Source organism: Klebsiella sp. PK18, from assembly GCF_057784655.1.
In genome coordinates this window covers 4,580,025-4,600,573 of sequence record NZ_CM173493.1, presented here as the reverse complement: position 1 = coordinate 4,600,573, position 20,549 = coordinate 4,580,025, and the positions used below count along the sequence as shown (strand labels likewise).

19 protein-coding genes are annotated in these 20,549 nt (G+C 57.0%); 17 read left to right on the top strand and 2 right to left on the bottom strand.

Annotated features, from left to right (window positions below):
* Nucleotides 1-169 precede the first annotated feature (169 nt).
* The 15 genes from ispU (at nucleotide 170) to tilS (ending at nucleotide 18,901) form a co-directional block, all read left to right on the top strand.
* Nucleotides 170-928 (top strand): (2E,6E)-farnesyl-diphosphate-specific ditrans,polycis-undecaprenyl-diphosphate synthase, encoded by a 759-nt coding sequence (gene ispU / locus AC3EMD_RS22710; protein WP_012968905.1) that lies wholly within the window; start codon nucleotides 170-172, stop codon nucleotides 926-928.
* 12 nt (nucleotides 929-940) lie between these two features.
* Nucleotides 941-1,798 (top strand): phosphatidate cytidylyltransferase, encoded by an 858-nt coding sequence (cdsA, locus tag AC3EMD_RS22705; protein WP_008807353.1) that lies wholly within the window; start codon nucleotides 941-943, stop codon nucleotides 1,796-1,798.
* An 11-nt stretch (nucleotides 1,799-1,809) separates the two neighbouring features.
* On the top strand, nucleotides 1,810-3,162 hold the full coding sequence (gene rseP, locus AC3EMD_RS22700) for a sigma E protease regulator RseP (protein WP_008807352.1): 1,353 nt from the start codon (nucleotides 1,810-1,812) through the stop codon (nucleotides 3,160-3,162).
* A gap of 31 nt (nucleotides 3,163-3,193) precedes the next feature.
* The gene (gene bamA / locus AC3EMD_RS22695; RefSeq protein WP_008807351.1) at nucleotides 3,194-5,623 is read left to right on the top strand and encodes an outer membrane protein assembly factor BamA; all 2,430 of its coding nucleotides are present in this window, start codon (nucleotides 3,194-3,196) and stop codon (nucleotides 5,621-5,623) included.
* A gap of 121 nt (nucleotides 5,624-5,744) precedes the next feature.
* Entirely contained in the window at nucleotides 5,745-6,230 is a 486-nt protein-coding gene (gene skp / locus AC3EMD_RS22690; RefSeq protein WP_002889325.1) for a molecular chaperone Skp, read from the top strand.
* Between the two features lie 3 nt (nucleotides 6,231-6,233).
* Nucleotides 6,234-7,259: a UDP-3-O-(3-hydroxymyristoyl)glucosamine N-acyltransferase gene (lpxD, locus tag AC3EMD_RS22685; RefSeq protein WP_022065546.1), complete on the top strand. Its 1,026-nt coding sequence runs from the start codon at nucleotides 6,234-6,236 to the stop codon at nucleotides 7,257-7,259.
* Nucleotides 7,260-7,364: 105 nt separating this feature from the next.
* Nucleotides 7,365-7,820, top strand: coding sequence for a 3-hydroxyacyl-ACP dehydratase FabZ (fabZ, locus tag AC3EMD_RS22680; RefSeq protein WP_004145858.1), 456 nt, complete (start codon nucleotides 7,365-7,367; stop codon nucleotides 7,818-7,820).
* A gap of 3 nt (nucleotides 7,821-7,823) precedes the next feature.
* Nucleotides 7,824-8,612 (top strand): acyl-ACP--UDP-N-acetylglucosamine O-acyltransferase, encoded by a 789-nt coding sequence (gene lpxA, locus AC3EMD_RS22675; protein ID WP_008807349.1) that lies wholly within the window; start codon nucleotides 7,824-7,826, stop codon nucleotides 8,610-8,612.
* Nucleotides 8,612-9,763, top strand: a complete 1,152-nt coding sequence (gene lpxB, locus AC3EMD_RS22670) for a lipid-A-disaccharide synthase (RefSeq protein WP_008807348.1) — start codon at nucleotides 8,612-8,614, stop codon at nucleotides 9,761-9,763. The genes lpxA and lpxB overlap by 1 nt, the downstream gene beginning before the upstream one ends.
* Nucleotides 9,760-10,359, top strand: coding sequence for a ribonuclease HII (rnhB, locus tag AC3EMD_RS22665; protein WP_046882479.1), 600 nt, complete (start codon nucleotides 9,760-9,762; stop codon nucleotides 10,357-10,359). The genes lpxB and rnhB overlap by 4 nt, the downstream gene beginning before the upstream one ends.
* A 17-nt stretch (nucleotides 10,360-10,376) precedes the next feature.
* A complete protein-coding gene (dnaE, locus tag AC3EMD_RS22660; RefSeq protein ID WP_008807346.1) occupies nucleotides 10,377-13,859 on the top strand; it encodes a DNA polymerase III subunit alpha in 3,483 nt (1,160 codons plus the stop codon).
* Nucleotides 13,860-13,871: 12 nt separating this feature from the next.
* Entirely contained in the window at nucleotides 13,872-14,831 is a 960-nt protein-coding gene (gene accA, locus AC3EMD_RS22655) for an acetyl-CoA carboxylase carboxyl transferase subunit alpha (RefSeq protein ID WP_008807345.1), read from the top strand.
* 113 nt (nucleotides 14,832-14,944) lie between these two features.
* Nucleotides 14,945-17,098: a lysine decarboxylase LdcC gene (locus AC3EMD_RS22650; protein ID WP_032756270.1), complete on the top strand. Its 2,154-nt coding sequence runs from the start codon at nucleotides 14,945-14,947 to the stop codon at nucleotides 17,096-17,098.
* 46 nt (nucleotides 17,099-17,144) lie between these two features.
* Nucleotides 17,145-17,534 carry a VOC family protein gene (locus AC3EMD_RS22645; RefSeq protein WP_002889387.1) on the top strand — a complete coding sequence of 130 codons (390 nt, stop codon included), beginning with the start codon at nucleotides 17,145-17,147 and terminating at the stop codon, nucleotides 17,532-17,534.
* A 53-nt stretch (nucleotides 17,535-17,587) separates the two neighbouring features.
* The gene (gene tilS, locus AC3EMD_RS22640; RefSeq protein ID WP_038422136.1) at nucleotides 17,588-18,901 is read left to right on the top strand and encodes a tRNA lysidine(34) synthetase TilS; all 1,314 of its coding nucleotides are present in this window, start codon (nucleotides 17,588-17,590) and stop codon (nucleotides 18,899-18,901) included.
* A 12-nt stretch (nucleotides 18,902-18,913) separates the two neighbouring features.
* Here the strand turns inward: tilS and rof are convergent, their stop codons facing one another.
* Nucleotides 18,914-19,174 carry a Rho-binding antiterminator gene (rof, locus tag AC3EMD_RS22635; RefSeq protein WP_002889424.1) on the bottom strand — a complete coding sequence of 87 codons (261 nt, stop codon included), beginning with the start codon at nucleotides 19,172-19,174 and terminating at the stop codon, nucleotides 18,914-18,916.
* The gene (locus AC3EMD_RS22630) at nucleotides 19,161-19,361 is read right to left on the bottom strand and encodes a YaeP family protein (protein WP_002889429.1); all 201 of its coding nucleotides are present in this window, start codon (nucleotides 19,359-19,361) and stop codon (nucleotides 19,161-19,163) included. The genes rof and AC3EMD_RS22630 overlap by 14 nt, the downstream gene beginning before the upstream one ends.
* A gap of 196 nt (nucleotides 19,362-19,557) precedes the next feature.
* Here AC3EMD_RS22630 and AC3EMD_RS22625 point away from each other — a divergent pair, with 196 nt between their 5' ends.
* Together AC3EMD_RS22625 and arfB are read left to right on the top strand one after the other, a co-directional pair.
* Nucleotides 19,558-20,103, top strand: a complete 546-nt coding sequence (locus tag AC3EMD_RS22625) for a YaeQ family protein (protein ID WP_012968902.1) — start codon at nucleotides 19,558-19,560, stop codon at nucleotides 20,101-20,103.
* Nucleotides 20,100-20,513, top strand: coding sequence for an alternative ribosome rescue aminoacyl-tRNA hydrolase ArfB (gene arfB / locus AC3EMD_RS22620; RefSeq protein ID WP_008807342.1), 414 nt, complete (start codon nucleotides 20,100-20,102; stop codon nucleotides 20,511-20,513). Before AC3EMD_RS22625 ends, arfB begins: the two co-directional genes overlap by 4 nt.
* Nucleotides 20,514-20,549: the final 36 nt, after the last annotated feature.

Sequence of the window (20,549 nt, the reverse complement as noted above, 5' to 3'; positions counted from 1 at the left end):
GTTAAAGATTACGGTGGCCGTGGCAAAACACGGCTTTTTTGCGTAAAGCTTTTGGTTGTTCTCTGCGATTGGCTGCAGCCCCGGCATCGGATAAAAATGCGTATCCAGCGCGGCCCGGTGGCCTCTGTTTGGTGGCTAGTTAATCCTTATTATGGACTTAAAACGCGTGATGTTGTCTGCTAATCAAACTGTCAGCGAAATATCGCCAACTCATGGCTGCCGTCATGTCGCCATTATTATGGATGGCAACGGCCGTTGGGCGAAACGGCAAGGTAAAATTCGCGCTTTCGGGCACAAGGCCGGTGCGAAATCCGTGCGTCGCGCGGTCTCCTTCGCGGCGAATAATGGAATTGAGGCGTTAACGTTATACGCGTTCAGCAGCGAAAACTGGAACCGTCCAGCCCAGGAAGTCAGCGCGCTGATGGAACTGTTCGTCTGGGCGCTGGATAGCGAAGTCAAAAGTCTGCACCGACACAATGTGCGTTTGCGGGTCATTGGCGACACCACGCGCTTCAATGCGCGCCTGCAGGAACGCATCCGCAAAGCGGAAGCGTTGACCGCAAACAATACCGGCTTAACGCTGAACATTGCGGCAAATTACGGCGGTCGCTGGGATATTACCCAGGGCGTTCGTCTGCTGGCGAAACAAGTACAGGACGGGACGCTGCTGCCTGAAGAGATCACGGAAGAGATGCTGAGTCAGCAGGTCTGCATGCATGAACTGGCTCCCGTTGATTTAGTTATTAGGACCGGGGGAGAGCACCGAATAAGTAACTTTTTGATTTGGCAAATTGCCTATGCCGAACTTTACTTTACGGATGTTCTTTGGCCCGATTTTGCTGAACAGGACTTTGAAGGTGCACTCCATGCCTTTGTTAATCGAGAGCGTCGTTTCGGCGGCACTGAGCCGGGTGGCAGTCATGCCTGATGGGGGTCACTTTTGCTGAAGTATCGCCTGATATCTGCTTTCGTCTTAATTCCCGTCGTCATTGCGGCGCTGTTCTTATTGCCGCCGATGGGATTTGCTATCGTGACCCTCGTGGTCTGCATGCTCGCCGCGTGGGAGTGGGGGCAACTGAGCGGTTTCACCTCAACGTCGCAGCGGGTCTGGCTGGCGGTGCTGTGCGGCCTTCTGCTGGCTGCCATGCTTTTTCTGCTGCCTGAATACCATTATGACGTTCATCAACCGATGGTGGAAGGTTCACTCTGGGCCTCATTCGCCTGGTGGATCGTCGCGCTGTTGCTGGTGTTATCGTACCCGGCGTCGGCGGCATTCTGGCGCCATTCCAAAGTGCTGCGCCTTATCTTCGGCATATTGACCATTGTTCCGTTTTTCTGGGGCATGCTGGCGCTGCGCGCCTGGCACTATACCGATAACCACTACAGCGGTGCGGTGTGGCTGCTGTACGTCATGATCCTGGTCTGGGGAGCCGACTCTGGCGCCTACATGTTTGGCAAAATGTTCGGCAAGCATAAGCTGGCGCCAAAGGTTTCACCGGGAAAAACCTGGCAGGGTTTTTTTGGCGGTTTGCTGACGGCGGCCGTGATCTCCTGGGCTTACGGGGTGTGGGCGCATCTTGACGTCACGCCGACGGTGCTGCTGGTCTGTTCCGTGGTGGCGGCCCTGGCTTCCGTGCTGGGCGATCTGACGGAAAGTATGTTTAAGCGCGAGGCCGGCATTAAGGATAGCGGGCACTTGATTCCCGGACACGGCGGTATTCTCGATCGTATCGACAGCCTGACGGCGGCGGTACCGGTCTTCGCCTGTCTGCTACTGTTGGTCTTCAGGACGATTTGACGGAAGGTTATATGCTGAGCGTGCTCTGGAATCTGGCAGCTTTTATCATTGCGCTTGGCGTACTGATTACGGTGCATGAGTTTGGCCATTTTTGGGTGGCGCGCCGCTGCGGCATCCGGGTTGAGCGTTTTTCTATCGGCTTTGGCAAAGCGCTGTGGCGGCGGATGGATAAGCAGGGCACGGAGTTCGTGATTGCCCTGATCCCGCTGGGCGGCTACGTCAAGATGCTGGACGAGCGCGTCGAGGCGGTGGCGCCGGAGATGCGCCACTACGCCTTCAACAATAAAACCGTCGGCCAGCGTGCGGCGGTGATTGCCGCCGGCCCCATCGCTAACTTCATTTTCGCTATCTTTGCTTACTGGCTGGTCTTTATTATCGGCGTTCCTGGCGTGCGGCCGGTGGTGGGTGAAATAACGCCCAATTCGGTTGCCGCGCAAGCACAAATTGCAAAAGGAACGGAACTTAAAGCGATAGATGGTATCGAAACGCCTGATTGGGATGCGGTGCGTATGCAGCTGGTCGCCAAAATCGGCAACCCGCAAACAATACTTACCGTCGCCCCTTTCGGGACCAATCAGCGCCAGGATAAAATCGTCGATCTGCGGCACTGGGCGTTTGAGCCAGACAAGCAAGATCCCGTGACCTCGCTGGGGATCCAGCCGCGCAGCGCGCAGATTGATACGGTGCTGGCGGAGGTCCAGACGGGCTCGGCAGCTCAGAAAGCGGGTTTGCAAGCGGGCGACCGGATCGTTAAAGTCGATGGTCAACCGTTAACGCAGTGGATGACGTTTGTTAATCTGGTGCGAGATAATCCGGGCAAAGCGCTGGCGCTGGAGATTGAACGGCAGGGGAGTGCGCTGCCGTTAACCCTGACGCCGGATGCGAAAACGGTAAAAGGTAAGGCAGAAGGGTTCGCAGGGGTGGTGCCAAAGGTCATCCCGCTACCTGAGGAATACAAGACAGTACGTCAGTACGGACCGTTTGCCGCCATCGCTGAAGCCACGGATAAAACCTGGCAGCTGATGTCACTGACGGTCAGGATGCTGGGTAAATTGATAACCGGTGATGTCAAACTGAACAACCTCAGTGGGCCGATCTCTATCGCTCAGGGGGCTGGAATGTCAGCGGAGTTTGGGTTGATTTATTATCTGATGTTCCTTGCGCTGATTAGCGTGAACCTCGGAATCATCAACCTGTTCCCACTGCCCGTACTGGATGGGGGACATCTGCTGTTTTTAGCGATCGAAAAGCTGAAGGGCGGGCCGGTATCCGAGCGAGTTCAAGACTTTAGTTATCGCATTGGCTCAATACTGCTGGTGCTGTTAATGGGGCTTGCACTTTTCAATGATTTCTCTCGGTTATAAGAGAGTTTGTTAGGAAGAACGCATAATAACGATGGCGATGAAAAAGTTGCTCATAGCGTCGCTGCTGTTTAGCAGCGCGACTGTATACGGTGCTGAAGGGTTCGTGGTGAAGGACATTCATTTCGAAGGCTTGCAGCGTGTCGCTGTTGGTGCGGCCCTCCTCAGTATGCCAGTGCGTCCTGGCGATACGGTGACCGACGATGATATCAGTAACACTATTCGCGCGCTGTTTGCCACTGGCAACTTTGAGGACGTCCGCGTCCTGCGCGATGGTGATACCCTGCTGGTGCAGGTGAAAGAGCGTCCGACGATCGCCAGCATCACCTTCTCCGGCAATAAGTCGGTGAAAGATGACATGCTCAAGCAGAACCTTGAGGCCTCTGGCGTTCGGGTGGGCGAGTCGCTTGACCGCACGACCATCGCGGATATCGAGAAGGGTCTGGAGGATTTCTACTACAGCGTTGGTAAATACAGCGCCAGCGTCAAAGCGGTTGTGACGCCGCTGCCGCGTAACCGTGTCGATCTGAAGCTGGTCTTTCAGGAAGGCGTCTCCGCAAAAATTCAGCAGATCAATATCGTCGGCAACCATGCGTTTTCGACCGATGAACTGATCTCCCACTTCCAGCTGCGCGATGAGGTACCGTGGTGGAACGTGGTCGGCGACCGTAAATACCAGAAGCAGAAGCTGGCGGGCGACCTTGAAACCCTGCGCAGCTACTATCTGGATCGCGGTTATGCCCGTTTCAACATCGATTCTACTCAGGTTAGCCTGACGCCGGACAAGAAAGGGATCTACATTACCGTCAACATCACCGAAGGCGATCAGTACAAGCTTTCCGGGGTGCAGGTAACGGGCGATCTGGCGGGCCATTCGGCCGAAATCGAAGCGCTGACCAAAGTCGAGCCGGGCGAACTGTACAACGGCGCGAAAGTAACCAAGATGGAAAACGACATCAAGAAACTGTTGGGTCGTTATGGTTACGCCTACCCGCGCGTTCAGTCGCAGCCGGAAATCAACGACAGCGATAAGACCGTCAAACTGCACGTCAACGTCGATGCGGGTAACCGCTATTACGTGCGTAAAATTCGCTTCGAAGGTAACGACACCTCCAAAGATGCCGTCCTGCGCCGCGAAATGCGCCAGATGGAAGGCGCATGGCTGGGGAGCGATCTCGTCGATCAGGGTAAAGACCGTCTCAACCGTTTAGGCTTCTTCGAAACGGTGGATACCGATACCCAACGCGTGCCGGGCAGCCCGGACCAGGTCGACGTTGTCTACAAGGTGAAAGAGCGTAACACCGGTAGCTTCAACTTCGGTATCGGCTACGGTACCGAAAGCGGCGTCAGCTTCCAGGCGGGCGTCCAGCAGGATAACTGGTTAGGTACCGGTTATGCGGTCGGGATCAACGGCACCAAAAACGATTACCAGACCTATACCGAACTGTCGGTGACCAACCCGTACTTCACCGTTGACGGTGTGAGCCTCGGCGGCCGTATCTTCTATAATGACTTCGATGCGAACGATGCGGATCTGTCTGACTATACCAACAAAAGTTATGGTACAGACGTCACGCTGGGCTTCCCGGTCAACGAATACAACACGCTGCGCGCCGGGGTCGGTTATGTTCATAACTCCCTGTCCAATATGCAGCCGCAGGTGGCGATGTGGCGTTACCTGAACTCGATGGGCCAGTATCCGGACAACACCAACGACCGGAACTCGTTCAGTGCGAATGACTTCACCTTCAACTACGGTTGGACCTATAACAAGCTTGACCGCGGCTTCTTCCCAACGGAAGGTTCGCGCGTCAACCTGAACGGTAAGGTGACCATTCCGGGCTCAGACAACGAATACTACAAAGCGACGCTGGATACCGCCACCTATGTGCCGATCGACAACGATCACCAGTGGGTAGTGTTGGGTCGTACCCGCTTTGGCTATGGCGATGGTATCGGCGGCAAAGAGATGCCGTTCTATGAGAACTTCTATGCCGGTGGTTCCAGCACCGTGCGTGGCTTCCAGTCGAACACCATTGGTCCGAAGGCGGTGTACTTCCCGTCGAGCAGCCGTCATGATGGCGATAGCGGTTATACCAATGACTGTAAGAGCACCGAATCCGCGCCGTGTAAATCCGATGATGCGGTGGGCGGTAACGCGATGGCGGTGGCCAGCCTGGAGCTGATTACCCCGACGCCGTTTATTAGTGACAAATATGCGAACTCGGTCCGTACTTCCGTCTTCTGGGATATGGGTACCGTATGGGATACTCACTGGGATTCGAACGCCTATGGCGGTTACCCGGATTACAGTGATCCGAGCAACATCCGTATGTCTGCGGGTATTGCCGTGCAGTGGATGTCGCCGTTGGGGCCGTTGGTCTTCTCCTACGCCCAACCGTTCAAAAAGTACGATGGAGACAAAGCCGAACAGTTCCAGTTTAACATTGGTAAAACCTGGTAATTGTTGGCGGCAACGGAATGCAAGTGCAGTATAGCGCTGACTGTAGGCGATAACGCGGTTATCGCCTCGCCACGCAAATAACGGTACCCCTGGGTACTCATGGGATGGTAAGGAGTTTATTGTGAAAAAGTGGTTATTAGCTGCAGGTCTGGGTTTGGCAATGGTAACTTCCGCTCAGGCGGCAGATAAAATTGCCCTGGTGAACATGAACAGCCTGTTCCAACAGGTTGCCCAGAAAACTGGCGTTTCCAACACGCTGGAAAACGAGTTCAAAGGCCGCGCTAGCGAACTGCAGCGTATGGAAGGCGACCTGCAGTCTAAAATGCAGCGTCTGCAGTCCATGAAGCCGGGCGCCGATCGTACCAAACTGGAAAAAGACGTGATGGCTCAGCGCCAGACCTTCTCCCAGAAAGCGCAGGCGTTTGAACAGGATCGCGCACGTCGTTCCAACGAAGAGCGTGGCAAACTGGTTACCCGCATCCAGACTGCTGTACAGAGCGTAGCGAAAGATCAGAGCATCGATCTGGTGGTTGACGCAAATGCCGTTGCATACAACAGCAGCGATGTAAAAGACATCACCGCTGATGTGCTGAAACAGGTTAAATAAGTAATGCCTTCAATTCGACTGGCTGATCTCGCGCAGCAGTTGGATGCAGAATTACACGGTGATGGCGATATCGTCATCACCGGCGTTGCGTCCATGCAGAGCGCGAAAACGGGCCAAATCACTTTCATGGTCAACCCTAAGTACCGTGAACACCTGGCCGCTTGTCAGGCTTCTGCCGTTGTCATGACGCAGGATGATTTGCCTTTTGCCCATAGCGCCGCGCTGGTAGTGCGTAATCCCTACCTGACCTACGCGCGCATGGCTCAAATTCTTGATACCACGCCGCAGCCGGCACAGGATATCGCGCCGAGCGCGGTCATCGATCCGTCGGCGAAGCTGGGTAACAACGTGGCGATCGGCGCTAACGCGGTTATCGAATCCGGTGTTGTACTGGGCGATAACGTGGCGATCGGCGCAGGCTGCTTCGTTGGGAAAAATACGAAAATCGGTGCCGGCTCGCGTTTGTGGGCCAATGTGACCATTTACCATGAGATTGAGATCGGCGAGAATTGCCTGATCCAGTCCAGCACGGTGATCGGCGCGGATGGCTTCGGTTATGCTAACGATCGCGGTAACTGGGTCAAGATCCCGCAACTGGGTCGCGTCATTATTGGCGATCGCGTGGAGATTGGCGCCTGCACCACCATCGATCGCGGCGCGCTGGACGATACCCTTATCGGTAACGGCGTTATCATTGATAATCAGTGTCAGATTGCGCATAACGTGGTAATTGGCGACAATACCGCGGTTGCCGGCGGCGTTATCATGGCGGGCAGCCTGAAAATTGGCCGCTACTGCATGATTGGCGGCGCCAGCGTGATTAACGGCCATATGGAAATCTGCGATAAAGTCACCGTCACGGGGATGGGGATGGTGATGCGTCCTATCTCTGAACCTGGCGTATACTCCTCCGGTATTCCGCTGCAGCCGAACAAGGCGTGGCGTAAAACTGCGGCGCTGGTGATGAATATTGACGAGATGAGCAAGCGCCTGAAAGCGATTGAGCGCAAGGTTAATCAACAAGACTAATTCATCATTTGGTCACATGACATTTCCGGCCTGTTGCATTCGCTAAAAGATTGCCGCAGGCCGTGTTATTATTGCCTTTTAGTACATTTAGACAGGAAGAGTATTTTGACTACTGACACTCATACTCTGCACATTGAAGAGATTCTGGAACTTCTGCCTCACCGTTACCCGTTCCTGCTGGTAGACCGCGTGCTGGATTTTGAAGAAGGTCGTTTTCTGCGCGCAGTAAAAAATGTTTCTGTAAACGAGCCGTTTTTCCAGGGGCACTTCCCTGGTAAGCCGATTTTGCCTGGCGTGCTGATTCTGGAAGCGATGGCGCAGGCCACCGGGATTCTGGCATTTAAAAGCGTCGGAAAACTGGAGCCAGGCGAGCTGTATTATTTCGCAGGCATCGACGAAGCGCGCTTCAAACGTCCGGTAGTACCAGGCGATCAGATGATTATGGAAGTCACTTTCGAGAAAACCCGCCGCGGCCTGACCCGTTTCAAAGGCGTCGCGCTGGTTGACGGTAAAGTGGTATGCGAAGCGACGATGATGTGTGCGCGTAGCCGGGAGGCCTGATACGTGATTGATAAAACCGCTTTTGTTCATCCTACCGCCATTGTAGAAGAAGGCGCCGTCATTGGTGCTAACGTTCACATTGGTCCGTTTTGTATTGTTGGCGCTAACGTCGAAATTGGCGAAGGCACCGTACTGAAGTCTCATGTCGTCGTTAACGGCCATACCAAAATCGGCCGTGACAATGAGATCTATCAGTTCGCTTCCATCGGCGAAGTTAACCAGGATCTGAAATATGCTGGCGAACCGACCCGGGTGGAAATTGGCGATCGCAACCGCATCCGCGAAAGCGTCACCATTCATCGCGGCACAGTACAGGGCGGTGGATTAACAAAGGTGGGCAACGATAACCTGCTGATGATCAACGCCCATGTGGCGCACGATTGTACGCTTGGCGATCGCTGCATTCTGGCCAATAACGCAACCTTGGCCGGTCACGTATCTCTGGATGATTTCGTCATCATCGGCGGCATGACCGCAGTACACCAGTTCTGCATCATCGGCGCACACGTCATGGTAGGCGGATGCTCCGGCGTGGCGCAGGATGTTCCGCCGTTCGTGATTGCCCAGGGTAACCACGCGACGCCGTTTGGCGTCAACATCGAAGGGCTGAAACGCCGCGGCTTTAGCCGTGAGGCGATTACCGCGATTCGTAACGCGTATAAACTGCTGTACCGCAGCGGCAAAACGCTGGACGAAGCCAAACCGGAAATCGCCGAACTGGCGACTCAGCATCCTGAAGTTCAGCCGTTTGTTGATTTCTTTGCCCGTTCCACTCGCGGCTTGATTCGTTAATGGCTGAACCGCGTCCCCTGACGATTGCCCTGGTCGCCGGAGAAACCTCCGGCGATATTCTTGGTGCAGGCCTCATCCGGGCTCTCAAAGCGCGCATCCCTGACGCGCGCTTTGTCGGCGTGGCGGGGCCGCTGATGCAGGCGGAAGGGTGCGAAGCCTGGTACGAAATGGAAGAGCTGGCGGTGATGGGCATTGTTGAGGTGCTCGGTCGCTTACGCCGTCTCCTGCATATTCGCGCCGATCTTACCCGCCGCTTTGGCGAGCTGCGCCCCGATGTCTTCGTCGGCATCGACGCCCCTGACTTCAATATTACCCTCGAAGGGAATCTGAAAAAGCAGGGCATCAAAACGATTCACTACGTCAGCCCGTCGGTCTGGGCCTGGCGACAAAAACGCGTTTTCAAAATCGGCAGAGCGACCGACCTGGTGCTGGCTTTTCTGCCTTTCGAAAAAGCGTTTTATGACAAATTTAACGTCCCCTGCCGCTTTATCGGCCATACCATGGCGGATGCGATGCCGCTGGATCCTGACAAAGGCGCTGCGCGCGACCGGTTAGGGATCCCGCACAATGTGCGCTGTCTGGCGCTGCTGCCCGGCAGCCGCGGCGCGGAAGTCGAAATGCTCAGCGCGGACTTTCTGAAAACCGCGCAGTTGTTACGCGTCACCTATCCCGATTTGCAGGTGGTAGTGCCGCTGGTCAATGCCAAACGGCGGGAGCAGTTTGAGCGAATCAAAGCTGAGACGGCGCCGGATATGATCGTGCATATGCTGGACGGTCAGGCGCGCGATGCGATGATCGCCAGCGACGCCGCGCTGCTGGCCTCCGGGACGGCGGCGCTGGAGTGCATGCTGGCGAAGTGCCCGATGGTGGTTGGCTACCGCATGAAGCCGTTCACCTTCTGGCTGGCAAAGCGTCTGGTGAAAACCGACTACGTCTCCTTGCCGAATCTGCTGGCCGGTCGCGAGCTGGTCAAAGAGCTACTGCAGGATGAGTGCGAGCCGCAGGCGCTGGCCGCCGCCCTGCAGCCGCTGCTGGCCGATGGCAAAACCAGCCACGAGATGCATGAGACGTTCCGCGCGCTGCATCAGCAGATCCGCTGCAACGCCGATGAGCAGGCCGCGGACGCCGTACTGGAGTTAGCAAAACAATGATGGAGTTCGTCTATCCGCATACCCATCTGGTTGCCGGCGTTGATGAAGTTGGCCGCGGGCCGCTGGTTGGCGCGGTCGTGACCGCGGCGGTGATCCTCGATCCGGCGAAGCCGATTGTGGGTTTGAATGATTCCAAAAAACTCAGCGAAAAGCGTCGCCTGGCGCTGTGCGATGAGATTAAAGAGAAAGCGCTGTGCTGGAGCCTGGGGCGTGCCGAGCCGCACGAAATCGACGAGCTGAATATTCTGCATGCCACTATGCTGGCGATGCAGCGCGCCGTCGCCGGCCTGAGCATTGTTCCTGAGTTTATCCTGATCGATGGCAACCGCTGTCCGTCGCTGCCGATGCCCTCTCTGGCGGTGGTGAAAGGCGACAGCCGGGTGGCAGAAATCAGCGCAGCGTCTATTCTGGCAAAAGTCACTCGTGACGCCGAAATGGCCACGCTGGACCTCGCATTTCCCCACTACGGATTTGCCCAGCATAAAGGCTATCCCACCGCTGTTCACCTGCAGAAGCTGCAGGAACACGGCGCAACAGAGCATCACCGGCGCAGTTTTGGTCCGGTGAAGCGTGCCCTGGGCCTGGCGTCCAACTAAGTCACCGGGATCTAAAGATGGCTGAACCACGTTTCGTACACCTGCGGGTGCACAGCGACTATTCCATGATCGATGGGCTGGCAAAGACCGGGCCACTGGTCAAGAAGGCGGCCTCGCTTGGCATGCCGGCGCTGGCGATCACCGATTTCACCAACCTGTGCGGGCTGGTGAAGTTCTACGGGACGGGACACGGCGCGGGTATTAAGCCGATTGTCGGCGCCGATTTTCACGTGCAGTGCGACCTGCTCGGCGATGAGTTTACCGAGCTGACCGTGCTGGCGGCGAACAACACCGGTTACCAGAACCTGACGCTGCTCATTTCCCGCGCCTATCAGCGCGGCTACGGCGCGCTGGGGCCGTGGATTGACCGCGACTGGCTGGTGGAACACCAGGAAGGGCTGATTCTGCTTTCCGGCGGCCGTAAAGGCGACGTCGGCGTTAGCCTGATCCGCGGCAATATGCCGTTAGTGGAACAGTGCGTCGCGTTCTATGAAGAGCATTTCCCGGACCGTTATTTTCTTGAGCTGATCCGCACCGGTCGTCAGGATGAAGAGGCCTATCTCCACGCCGCCGTGGCGCTGGCGGAAGCGCGCGGCCTGCCGGTGGTGGCGACCAACGATGTCCGCTTCCTCGACACCAGCGATTTCGACGCCCATGAAATCCGCGTCGCGATCCACGACGGCTTTACGCTCGACGACCCGAAACGGCCGCGCAACTACTCGCCGCAGCAATATATGCGCAGTGAGGAGGAGATGTGCGAGCTGTTCGCCGATATCCCGGAAGCGCTGGAGAACAGCGTCGAGATCGCCAAACGCTGCAACGTCACCGTGCGGCTTGGCGAATATTTCCTGCCGCAGTTCCCGACCGGCGATATGACCACGGAGGATTTCCTGGTCATGAAATCGAAAGAGGGTCTGGAAGAGCGGCTGGAATTTCTCTTCCCGGATCCTGCCGTCCGTGCTGAAAAGCGCCCGGAGTATGACCAGCGTCTGGATATTGAACTGCAGGTGATCAACCAGATGGGGTTCCCGGGCTACTTCCTGATCGTTATGGAGTTTATCCAGTGGTCGAAGGATAACGGCGTGCCGGTTGGCCCGGGCCGCGGTTCCGGCGCCGGCTCGCTGGTGGCCTACGCGCTGAAGATCACCGATCTTGATCCGCTGGAATTCGACCTGCTGTTCGAACGTTTCCTTAACCCGGAACGTGTCTCGATGCCCGACTTCGACGTCGATTTCTGCATGGAGAAACGCGACCAGGTTATTGAGCACGTGGCGGACATGTATGGCCGCGATGCGGTATCGCAGATCATCACCTTCGGTACCATGGCGGCGAAAGCGGTCATCCGCGATGTGGGCCGCGTGCTGGGTCACCCGTACGGCTTTGTCGACCGTATCTCCAAGCTGGTGCCGCCCGATCCGGGTATGACGCTGGCGAAAGCGTTTGAAGCCGAACCGCAGCTGCCGGAAATCTATGAGGCGGACGAAGAAGTTAAAGCGCTGATCGACATGGCGCGTAAGCTGGAAGGGGTGACGCGAAACGCCGGTAAACACGCCGGTGGGGTGGTTATCGCTCCCACTAAAATTACCGACTTTGCGCCGCTGTATTGCGATGAGCAGGGGCTGCATCCGGTTACCCAGTTTGACAAAAACGACGTGGAATACGCCGGGCTGGTAAAATTCGACTTCCTCGGTCTGCGTACGCTCACTATCATTAACTGGGCGCTGGAGATGATCAACAAGCGGCGGGCGAAAAACGGCGAAGGGCCGTTGGATATCGCCGCTATCCCGTTGGATGACAAGAAAAGCTTCGACATGCTGCAGCGCTCGGAAACCACCGCGGTCTTCCAGCTTGAATCGCGCGGCATGAAAGATCTGATTAAGCGTCTGCAGCCTGACTGCTTCGAAGATATGATCGCGCTGGTGGCCCTGTTCCGCCCGGGTCCGCTGCAGTCGGGGATGGTAGATAACTTTATCGACCGTAAGCACGGCCGCGAAGAGATTTCCTACCCGGACGTGCAGTGGCAGCATGAGAGCCTGAAACCGGTGCTGGAGCCGACCTACGGCATTATCCTGTATCAGGAACAGGTCATGCAGATTGCCCAGGTGCTCTCCGGTTATACCCTCGGCGGCGCGGATATGCTGCGCCGTGCGATGGGTAAGAAAAAACCGGAGGAGATGGCCAAGCAGCGTTCTATCTTTGAAGATGGGGCGAAGAAAAACGGCGTTGACGGCGAACTGGCGATGAAAATCTTCGACCTGGTGGAGAAATTCGCCGGTTACGGATTTAACAAGTCGCACTCCGCCGCCTACGCGCTGGTCTCCTACCAGACGCTGTGGCTTAAGGCGCACTATCCGGCTGAGTTTATGGCGGCGGTAATGACCGCCGATATGGACAACACCGAGAAGGTCGTTGGCCTGGTGGACGAGTGCTGGCGCATGGGGCTGAAAATTTTGCCCCCGGATATTAACTCCGGCCTGTACCATTTCCACGTTAACGACGACGGCGAGATTGTCTACGGCATCGGCGCCATCAAAGGCGTTGGCGAAGGGCCGATCGAAGCGATCATTGAGGCGCGCAACAATGGCGGTTATTTCCGCGAGCTGTTCGACCTCTGCGCGCGGACCGATATTAAAAAGCTCAACCGCCGGGTGCTGGAAAAACTGATTATGTCCGGGGCGTTCGATCGTCTCGGTCCGCATCGCGCGGCGCTGATGAACTCGCTGGGCGATGCGTTGAAAGCCGCCGACCAGCACGCGAAAGCGGAGGCTATTGGCCAGGCCGATATGTTCGGCGTACTGGCGGAAGAGCCTGAACAAATAGAACAGTCCTACGCCAGCTGCCAGCCATGGCCTGAGCAGGTGGTGCTGGATGGTGAAAGGGAAACCCTGGGGCTATACCTGACCGGGCACCCGATTAACCAGTACCTGAAAGAGATTGAGCGCTACGTCGGCGGCGTGCGGCTCAAAGACATGCATCCGACCGATCGTGGTAAAGTGACCACGGCGGCGGGGCTGGTGATTGCGGCGCGGGTAATGGTCACCAAGCGCGGCAATCGTATCGGCATCTGTACCCTGGATGACCGTTCCGGGCGTCTGGAGGTGATGTTGTTCACCGACGCGCTGGATAAATATCAGCAGTTGCTGGAAAAAGACCGCATACTTATCGTCAGCGGACAGGTCAGCTTTGATGACTTTAGCGGGGGGCTTAAAATGACCGCCCGCGAAGTCATGGACATTGACGAAGCCCGGGAAAAATATGCTCGCGGGCTTGCTATCTCGCTGACGGACAGGCAAATTGATGACCAGCTTTTAAACCGACTCCGTCAGTCTCTGGAACCCCACCGTTCGGGAACCATTCCAGTGCACCTCTACTATCAGAGGGCGGATGCACGCGCGCGGTTGCGTTTCGGCGCAACATGGCGCGTCTCTCCGAGCGATCGTTTACTTAACGATCTGCGTGGCCTTATCGGCTCGGAGCAGGTGGAACTGGAGTTTGACTAATACAGGAATACTATGAGTCTGAATTTCCTAGATTTTGAACAGCCGATTGCAGAGCTGGAAGCGAAAATCGATTCCCTGACTGCGGTAAGCCGTCAGGATGAGAAACTGGATATTAACATCGACGAAGAAGTGCATCGTCTGCGCGAGAAAAGCGTAGAGCTGACGCGCAAAATCTTCGCCGATCTCGGTGCATGGCAGGTTGCGCAACTGGCGCGCCACCCGCGCCGTCCTTATACCCTGGATTATGTCCGCCTGGCGTTCGACGAATTTGACGAACTGGCCGGTGACCGCGCCTACGCTGACGATAAAGCGATTGTCGGCGGTATCGCGCGTCTTGATGGTCGTCCGGTGATGATTATCGGCCACCAGAAAGGTCGCGAAACCAAAGAGAAGATCCGTCGCAACTTTGGTATGCCGGCCCCGGAAGGCTACCGCAAAGCGCTGCGCCTGATGGAGATGGCCGAGCGGTTTAAAATGCCGATCATCACCTTCATCGACACCCCTGGCGCCTACCCGGGCGTCGGCGCGGAAGAGCGTGGCCAGTCGGAAGCGATTGCCCGCAACCTGCGTGAGATGTCGCGTCTGAGCGTGCCGGTTATCTGCACCGTGATCGGCGAAGGCGGCTCCGGCGGCGCGCTGGCGATTGGCGTGGGCGACAAGGTCAATATGCTGCAGTACAGCACCTATTCGGTGATTTCGCCGGAAGGCTGCGCGTCCATTCTGTGGAAAAGCGCGGATAAAGCACCGCTGGCCGCGGAAGCGATGGGTATCGTCGCACCGCGTCTGAAAGAGCTGAAGCTGATTGATTCTATCGTTCAGGAACCGTTGGGCGGCGCGCACCGCAACCCGGAAGCGATGGCAGCGAGCCTGAAAGCGCAGCTGCTGGCAGACCTGGCCGATCTCGATCTGCTCAGCGAAGAAGAGCTGCTGAACCGCCGCTATCAGCGTCTGATGAGCTACGGTTACGCCTAAGTTTTCCGCTAGCGAAAAACACTAAGGGCCGGATTTTCCGGCCTTTTTTTTGTGTGCGATGCGCCCAGGGGATTGCTATGATGCTTGACTTAGGTGAATACCAGGAGGAAAGCGTGAATATTATCGCCATCATGGGGCCTCACGGCGTCTACCACAAAGACGAGCCGATCAAAGAACTGGAAGCGGCGCTGCAGCGCCAGGGCTTCCAGACCATCTGGCCGCAAAACAGCGCCGACCTGCTGCAGTTTATTGAGCACAACCCGCGCATCTGCGGGGTGATCTTCGACTGGGATGAATACAGCGTCGATCTGTGCAGCGATATCAATCAGCTCAATGAATATCTGCCCCTGTACGCCTTTATTAATGCCCACTCCACGATGGACGTCAGCAGTCAAGATCTACGCATGACGCTGTGGTTCTTCGAATATGCGCTGGGACTCTCCGAAGAGATCGCCACCCGCATTGGGCAGTATACCCGCGAGTACCTGGACAATATCACCCCGCCGTTTACCCGCGCGCTGTTTAACTATGTACAGGAGGGGAAGTATACCTTTTGTACACCGGGCCATATGGGCGGTAGCGCCTATCAGAAAAGCCCGGTGGGCTGCCTGTTCTATGATTTCTTTGGCGGAAATACGCTGAAGGCGGATGTCTCGATTTCGGTCACCGAGCTGGGCTCCCTGCTGGATCATACCGGCCCGCATCTGGAGGCGGAGGAGTATATTGCCCGCGCCTTTGGCGCTGAACAGAGCTACATGGTGACCAATGGCACCTCGACGTCCAACAAAATTGTCGGTATGTACTCGGCGCCCGCCGGCAGCACGCTGCTGATTGACCGTAACTGTCACAAATCACTGGCCCACCTGCTGATGATGAGCGATGTGGTTCCCTTGTGGCTGAAGCCGACCCGCAACGCGTTGGGGATCCTCGGCGGTATCCCCCGGCGCGAATTTACCCGCGACAGCATTCAGCAGAAAGTGCGCGACACGGGCGGGGCGCAGTGGCCCGTGCATGCGGTGATCACCAACTCCACCTACGATGGTCTGCTCTATAACACCACCTGGCTTAAGGAGACGCTCGACGTCCCGTCGATCCATTTCGATTCCGCCTGGGTGCCCTATACCCATTTCCATCCGATATATCAGGGGAAAAGCGGCATGAGCGGTGAGCGGATCCCCGGAAAAGTCATCTTCGAGACGCAGTCCACGCATAAGATGCTGGCCGCGCTGTCGCAGGCCTCGCTGATCCACATTAAGGGCAACTATGATGAAGAGACCTTTAATGAAGCCTTTATGATGCATACCTCGACGTCGCCGAGCTATCCCATCGTCGCGTCAATTGAGACCGCGGCGGCGATGTTGCGCGGTAACTCCGGTAAGCGCCTGATCCAGCGCTCCATTGAGCGGGCGCTGGACTTCCGCAAAGAGGTGCAGCGACTGCGCGAGGAGTCGGACGGCTGGTTCTTTGATATCTGGCAGCCGGAAGCGGTGGATAAAGCCGAGTGCTGGCCGGTGGCGCCTGGCGAAGACTGGCACGGTTTCAAAGATGCCGATGCGGATCATATGTATCTCGATCCGGTGAAGGTCACCATTCTGACGCCGGGCATGGACGAGCAGGGGAATATGGCTGAAGAGGGGATCCCGGCGGCGCTGGTGGCGAAGTTCCTCGACGAGCGGGGCGTGGTGGTGGAAAAAACGGGCCCCTATAACCTGCTGTTCCTGTTCAGCATCGGTATTGATAAAACCCGGGCGATGGGGCTGCTGCGCGGCCTGACCGAGTTCAAACGCGCCTACGATCTCAATCTGCGGGTGAAAAATATGTTGCCGGATCTGTACGCGGAAGATCCCGACTTCTACCGCAACATGCGGATCCAGGATCTGGCGCAGGGGATCCACCGCTTGATCCGTCAGCACCAGCTGCCGCAGCTGATGCTCAGCGCCTTTGACGTCCTGCCGGAAATGAAAATGACGCCGCATCACGCCTGGCAGCGCCAGATTATGGGTGAGGTGGAAACCATTGAACTGGAGAACCTGGTCGGCCGGATTTCGGCCAACATGATCCTCCCTTATCCGCCGGGCGTACCGCTGCTGATGCCGGGAGAGATGATTACGGAGGAGAGCCGGGCAGTGCTCGATTTCCTGCTGATGCTCTGCTCCATCGGCCGTCATTACCCGGGGTTTGAGACCGATATTCACGGGGCGAAGCGCGATGAGGACGGCGTGTATCGGGTACGAGTCTTAAAAAATGACGAAAGGCTTGCGCGTTAACGGCGCGCACGAGTAACGTGGCTGGCTTAACAGAAGGAGTTTGACCATGCTGGGTTTGAAACGGGTTCACCATATTGCCATCATTGCGACTGACTACGCCCGCAGTAAAGCGTTCTATTGCGATATTCTGGGGTTTACGCTGCAAAGTGAGTTCTATCGCGCCGAGCGCGACTCCTGGAAGGGCGATCTGGCGCTCAATGGCGAGTACGTGATTGAGCTGTTCTCGTTCCCGTTTCCCCCGGCCCGCCCCAGTCGCCCCGAAGCCTGCGGGCTGCGTCATCTGGCCTTTAGCGTGGATGATATCGACGCCGCGGTAGCGCATCTGACGGCGCATGGTGTCGAGTGCGAAGCGATTCGCGTCGATCCCTTTACCGGCAAACGCTTTACCTTCTTTAGCGATCCGGACGACCTGCCGCTGGAAATATATCAGCAGTAAACCTTGCCAGCGCGACCCTGGCCCGGTAACGTGCCGGGCCATCACTTCTCGGTATGTTCGTGGATATGACGGCTGATATTGCGCATACGCTTCATCCCCATCGCCAGCTGCTGGTGGCCTTCAGCGGCGGTCTGGATTCGACGGTTCTCCTGCACCAGCTGGTGCTGCTGCGGGAACAGGATCCCTCGCTGACGCTGCGGGCGGTGCATGTTCACCACGGCCTGAGCGCCCATGCAGACGACTGGGTGGCGCATTGTCGGCAGATTTGCCTGCAGTGGCAGGTGCCGCTGGTGGTGCATCATGTGACGTTAGCCAGGGGCGGTCTCGGCGTGGAGGCCCATGCCCGTGCGGCGCGCTATCAGGCCTTTCAGGATACGCTCAATGCCGGCGAGGTGTTAGTGACCGCTCAGCACCAGGATGACCAGTGCGAAACGCTGCTGCTGGCGTTAAAACGCGGCAGCGGTCCTACTGGTCTGTCGGCGATGGCGCCATCCTCTGCCTTTGCCGACAGTCGACTACTGCGTCCTCTCCTCAATGAAACCCGCGAATCGCTACGCCAGTGGGCGCTCGCCCATCAGCTGTCGTGGATTGAAGATGAGAGTAATCAGGACGATACCTATGACCGCAACTTTCTGCGCCTGCGGGTGATCCCGGTCCTGCGCGAGCGCTGGCCGCACTTTAGCGAGGCCGTTGCCCGCAGCGCCAGCCTGTGCGCCGAGCAGGAACAACTGCTGGACGAAATGCTGGCGGCGGAGCTGGCGTCGCTGGTGGCCGAAGATGGCTCGCTGTCTATCACGCCGCTGACGTCGATGAGCCCACCCCGTCGCGCGGCGCTGCTGCGTCGCTGGCTCGCCGGGCATCAGGCGCCGATGCCGGCCCGGGAGGTGCCAGAGCGCCTCTGGCATGAGGTGGCGCTGGCGCGGGAAGATGCCAGCCCTTGTCTGCGGCTCGGGGATTTTACCGTCCGCCGTTTTCAACAGCGTTTGTACTGGGTGAAGTATCTTCCCGGCCAGACGGAAAGTGTCCAGCACTGGCCCGACTGGCGCCAGCCGCTGCGGCTGGCAGACGGTCTCGGCGAGCTGATGCTGCAGCCCGGCGGCAGGCTGCGCCCGCCGTCTGCGGATGAGCCGGTCACTGTCCGCTTTCGCGCCAGCGGCCATCTGCATATCGTCGGACGCCACGGCGGACGTAAGCTGAAGAAGATCTGGCAGGAGCTGGGCGTTCCTCCCTGGCGACGAGACACTACGCCGCTGCTGTTTTACGGCGAAACGCCGATCGCTGCAGCGGACGATCTGTTTGTGACCACCGAAGGTGAAGTGAAGGACGGGGAAGGGGTCAGGCTGTCATGGAGGAAAACGGGCGGTTAAGCCCGTTTTGATTCAGGATTCGCTCACCACCACGGTGCCGATTTCCGGGTGACTGAAGCTGGCGATTTTATCCAGGCGCAGCTCGCGGACGTTGCCGGCGAGTTCGACCACCAGATACTCGATATTTTTACGCGAGATTAGATCGCTGGCCTTTGCCTGCAGCTGTTCGCCATCCTTCAGCGCCAGCGTCAGCACCAGGTGATGCTGGCAAGCCAGTTCCAGGTTGTCGTAATCATCGCAGTTAATGGGTTGATAAGTATCATTCATTGACATAATCGCTCACCAGTAAGTTTGCTGCCGCATAAGCGGCCTTTTCCCTGACTGACTCCGAAAGGGCCTCATCCGCCGCAATCTCATTCAATACTTTCAACACGCAACCCAGCGCATCCGGGATATACCCTAAGTCTCCGCTGGCTATTTCCGCATACCGCTTGCGTATTAACTCACAATAGTGGTCCACATGCCCTCCTGTCAGCGTTCTGACTCAACCGTGGGATGCAAGTTTAAGCCTACGAAGATAAACTCTGTTTAGCAAGGGAACTATATCATAGTCATTTAAGCAATTTCAGCAGGATGAAACAGGTTGCTGCGATTGACGACAGCCTTTTGCCGCCAGTTTCGCTACAATGTCCGCCATTCTTTTCAGGAGTTTATTCATGGCGCTGAAAGCGACAATATATAAAGCTGCGGTAAATGTAGCCGATCTGGATCGCAACCAGTTTCTGGATGCTAACCTGACGCTGGCGCAGCACCCCTCGGAAACCCAGGAGCGCATGATGCTGCGCCTGCTGGCGTGGATCAAATATGCCGATGAACGGCTGCAGTTTACCCGCGGCCTGTCGTCGGACGACGAGCCGGAGCTGTGGCTGCTTAACGATCATCTCGGGGTCGATCTGTGGATCGAACTGGGTCTGCCGGATGAGCGGCGGATTAAGAAAGCCTGCTCACGGGCGCAGGCGGTAGCGCTGTTTGCCTATAATAGCCGGGCCGCTGAAATCTGGTGGCAGCAGAATCAGAACAAGCTTGCGGCGTACCCGAAGTTGACCATCTGGTATCTTGATGACGCGCAACTGGCGCAGCTTAGCGCCTTTGCCGACCGTACCATGACACTGCAGGCCACTCTGCAGGACGGTAGTATCTGGTTATCCGATGCTCGGAATAATCTGGAAATTCATTTGACGTCCTGGCAAGCACCGGCATGATTACCATTAGCCGCAGCGTGACCCTTGCCGATAACGAGGTCACGCTGGAAGGTATTCGTGCCCAGGGGGCCGGGGGCCAGCATGTGAACAAAGCGTCGACGGCAATCCATCTGCGCTTTGATATTAAAGCTTCAAGCCTGCCGGAGTTTTACAAAGAGCGCCTGCTCGCCGCCAGGCACCACTTAATTTCTGCTGACGGTGTGGTTATCATTAAGGCTCAGGAATACCGCAGCCAGGAGATGAACCGCGAAGCGGCGATTGCCCGGCTGGTGGCCCTCATAAAAGAATTAACCGCAGTGCAAAAAAGTCGCCGGGAGACGCGACCGACTCGGGCATCCAAAGAGCGACGCCTTGCTTCCAAGGCACAGAAGTCCTCAGTCAAGGCGCTGCGTGGGAAAGTTCGCCAGTGAAGACGTCGGCGAACGGGTGAAATGGATGATAAGGAA

Coding starts and splice junctions, on each gene's coding strand:
- ispU (WP_012968905.1), top strand. CDS start 170: ATGTTGTCTGCTAATCAAACTGTCAGCGAAATATCGCCAACTCATGGC.
- rseP (WP_008807352.1), top strand. CDS start 1,810: ATGCTGAGCGTGCTCTGGAATCTGGCAGCTTTTATCATTGCGCTTGGC.
- bamA (WP_008807351.1), top strand. CDS start 3,194: ATGGCGATGAAAAAGTTGCTCATAGCGTCGCTGCTGTTTAGCAGCGCG.
- lpxD (WP_022065546.1), top strand. CDS start 6,234: ATGCCTTCAATTCGACTGGCTGATCTCGCGCAGCAGTTGGATGCAGAA.
- lpxB (WP_008807348.1), top strand. CDS start 8,612: ATGGCTGAACCGCGTCCCCTGACGATTGCCCTGGTCGCCGGAGAAACC.
- rnhB (WP_046882479.1), top strand. CDS start 9,760: ATGATGGAGTTCGTCTATCCGCATACCCATCTGGTTGCCGGCGTTGAT.
- dnaE (WP_008807346.1), top strand. CDS start 10,377: ATGGCTGAACCACGTTTCGTACACCTGCGGGTGCACAGCGACTATTCC.
- accA (WP_008807345.1), top strand. CDS start 13,872: ATGAGTCTGAATTTCCTAGATTTTGAACAGCCGATTGCAGAGCTGGAA.
- AC3EMD_RS22645 (WP_002889387.1), top strand. CDS start 17,145: ATGCTGGGTTTGAAACGGGTTCACCATATTGCCATCATTGCGACTGAC.
- tilS (WP_038422136.1), top strand. CDS start 17,588: ATGTTCGTGGATATGACGGCTGATATTGCGCATACGCTTCATCCCCAT.
- rof (WP_002889424.1), bottom strand. CDS start 19,174: ATGTCAATGAATGATACTTATCAACCCATTAACTGCGATGATTACGAC.
- AC3EMD_RS22625 (WP_012968902.1), top strand. CDS start 19,558: ATGGCGCTGAAAGCGACAATATATAAAGCTGCGGTAAATGTAGCCGAT.
- arfB (WP_008807342.1), top strand. CDS start 20,100: ATGATTACCATTAGCCGCAGCGTGACCCTTGCCGATAACGAGGTCACG.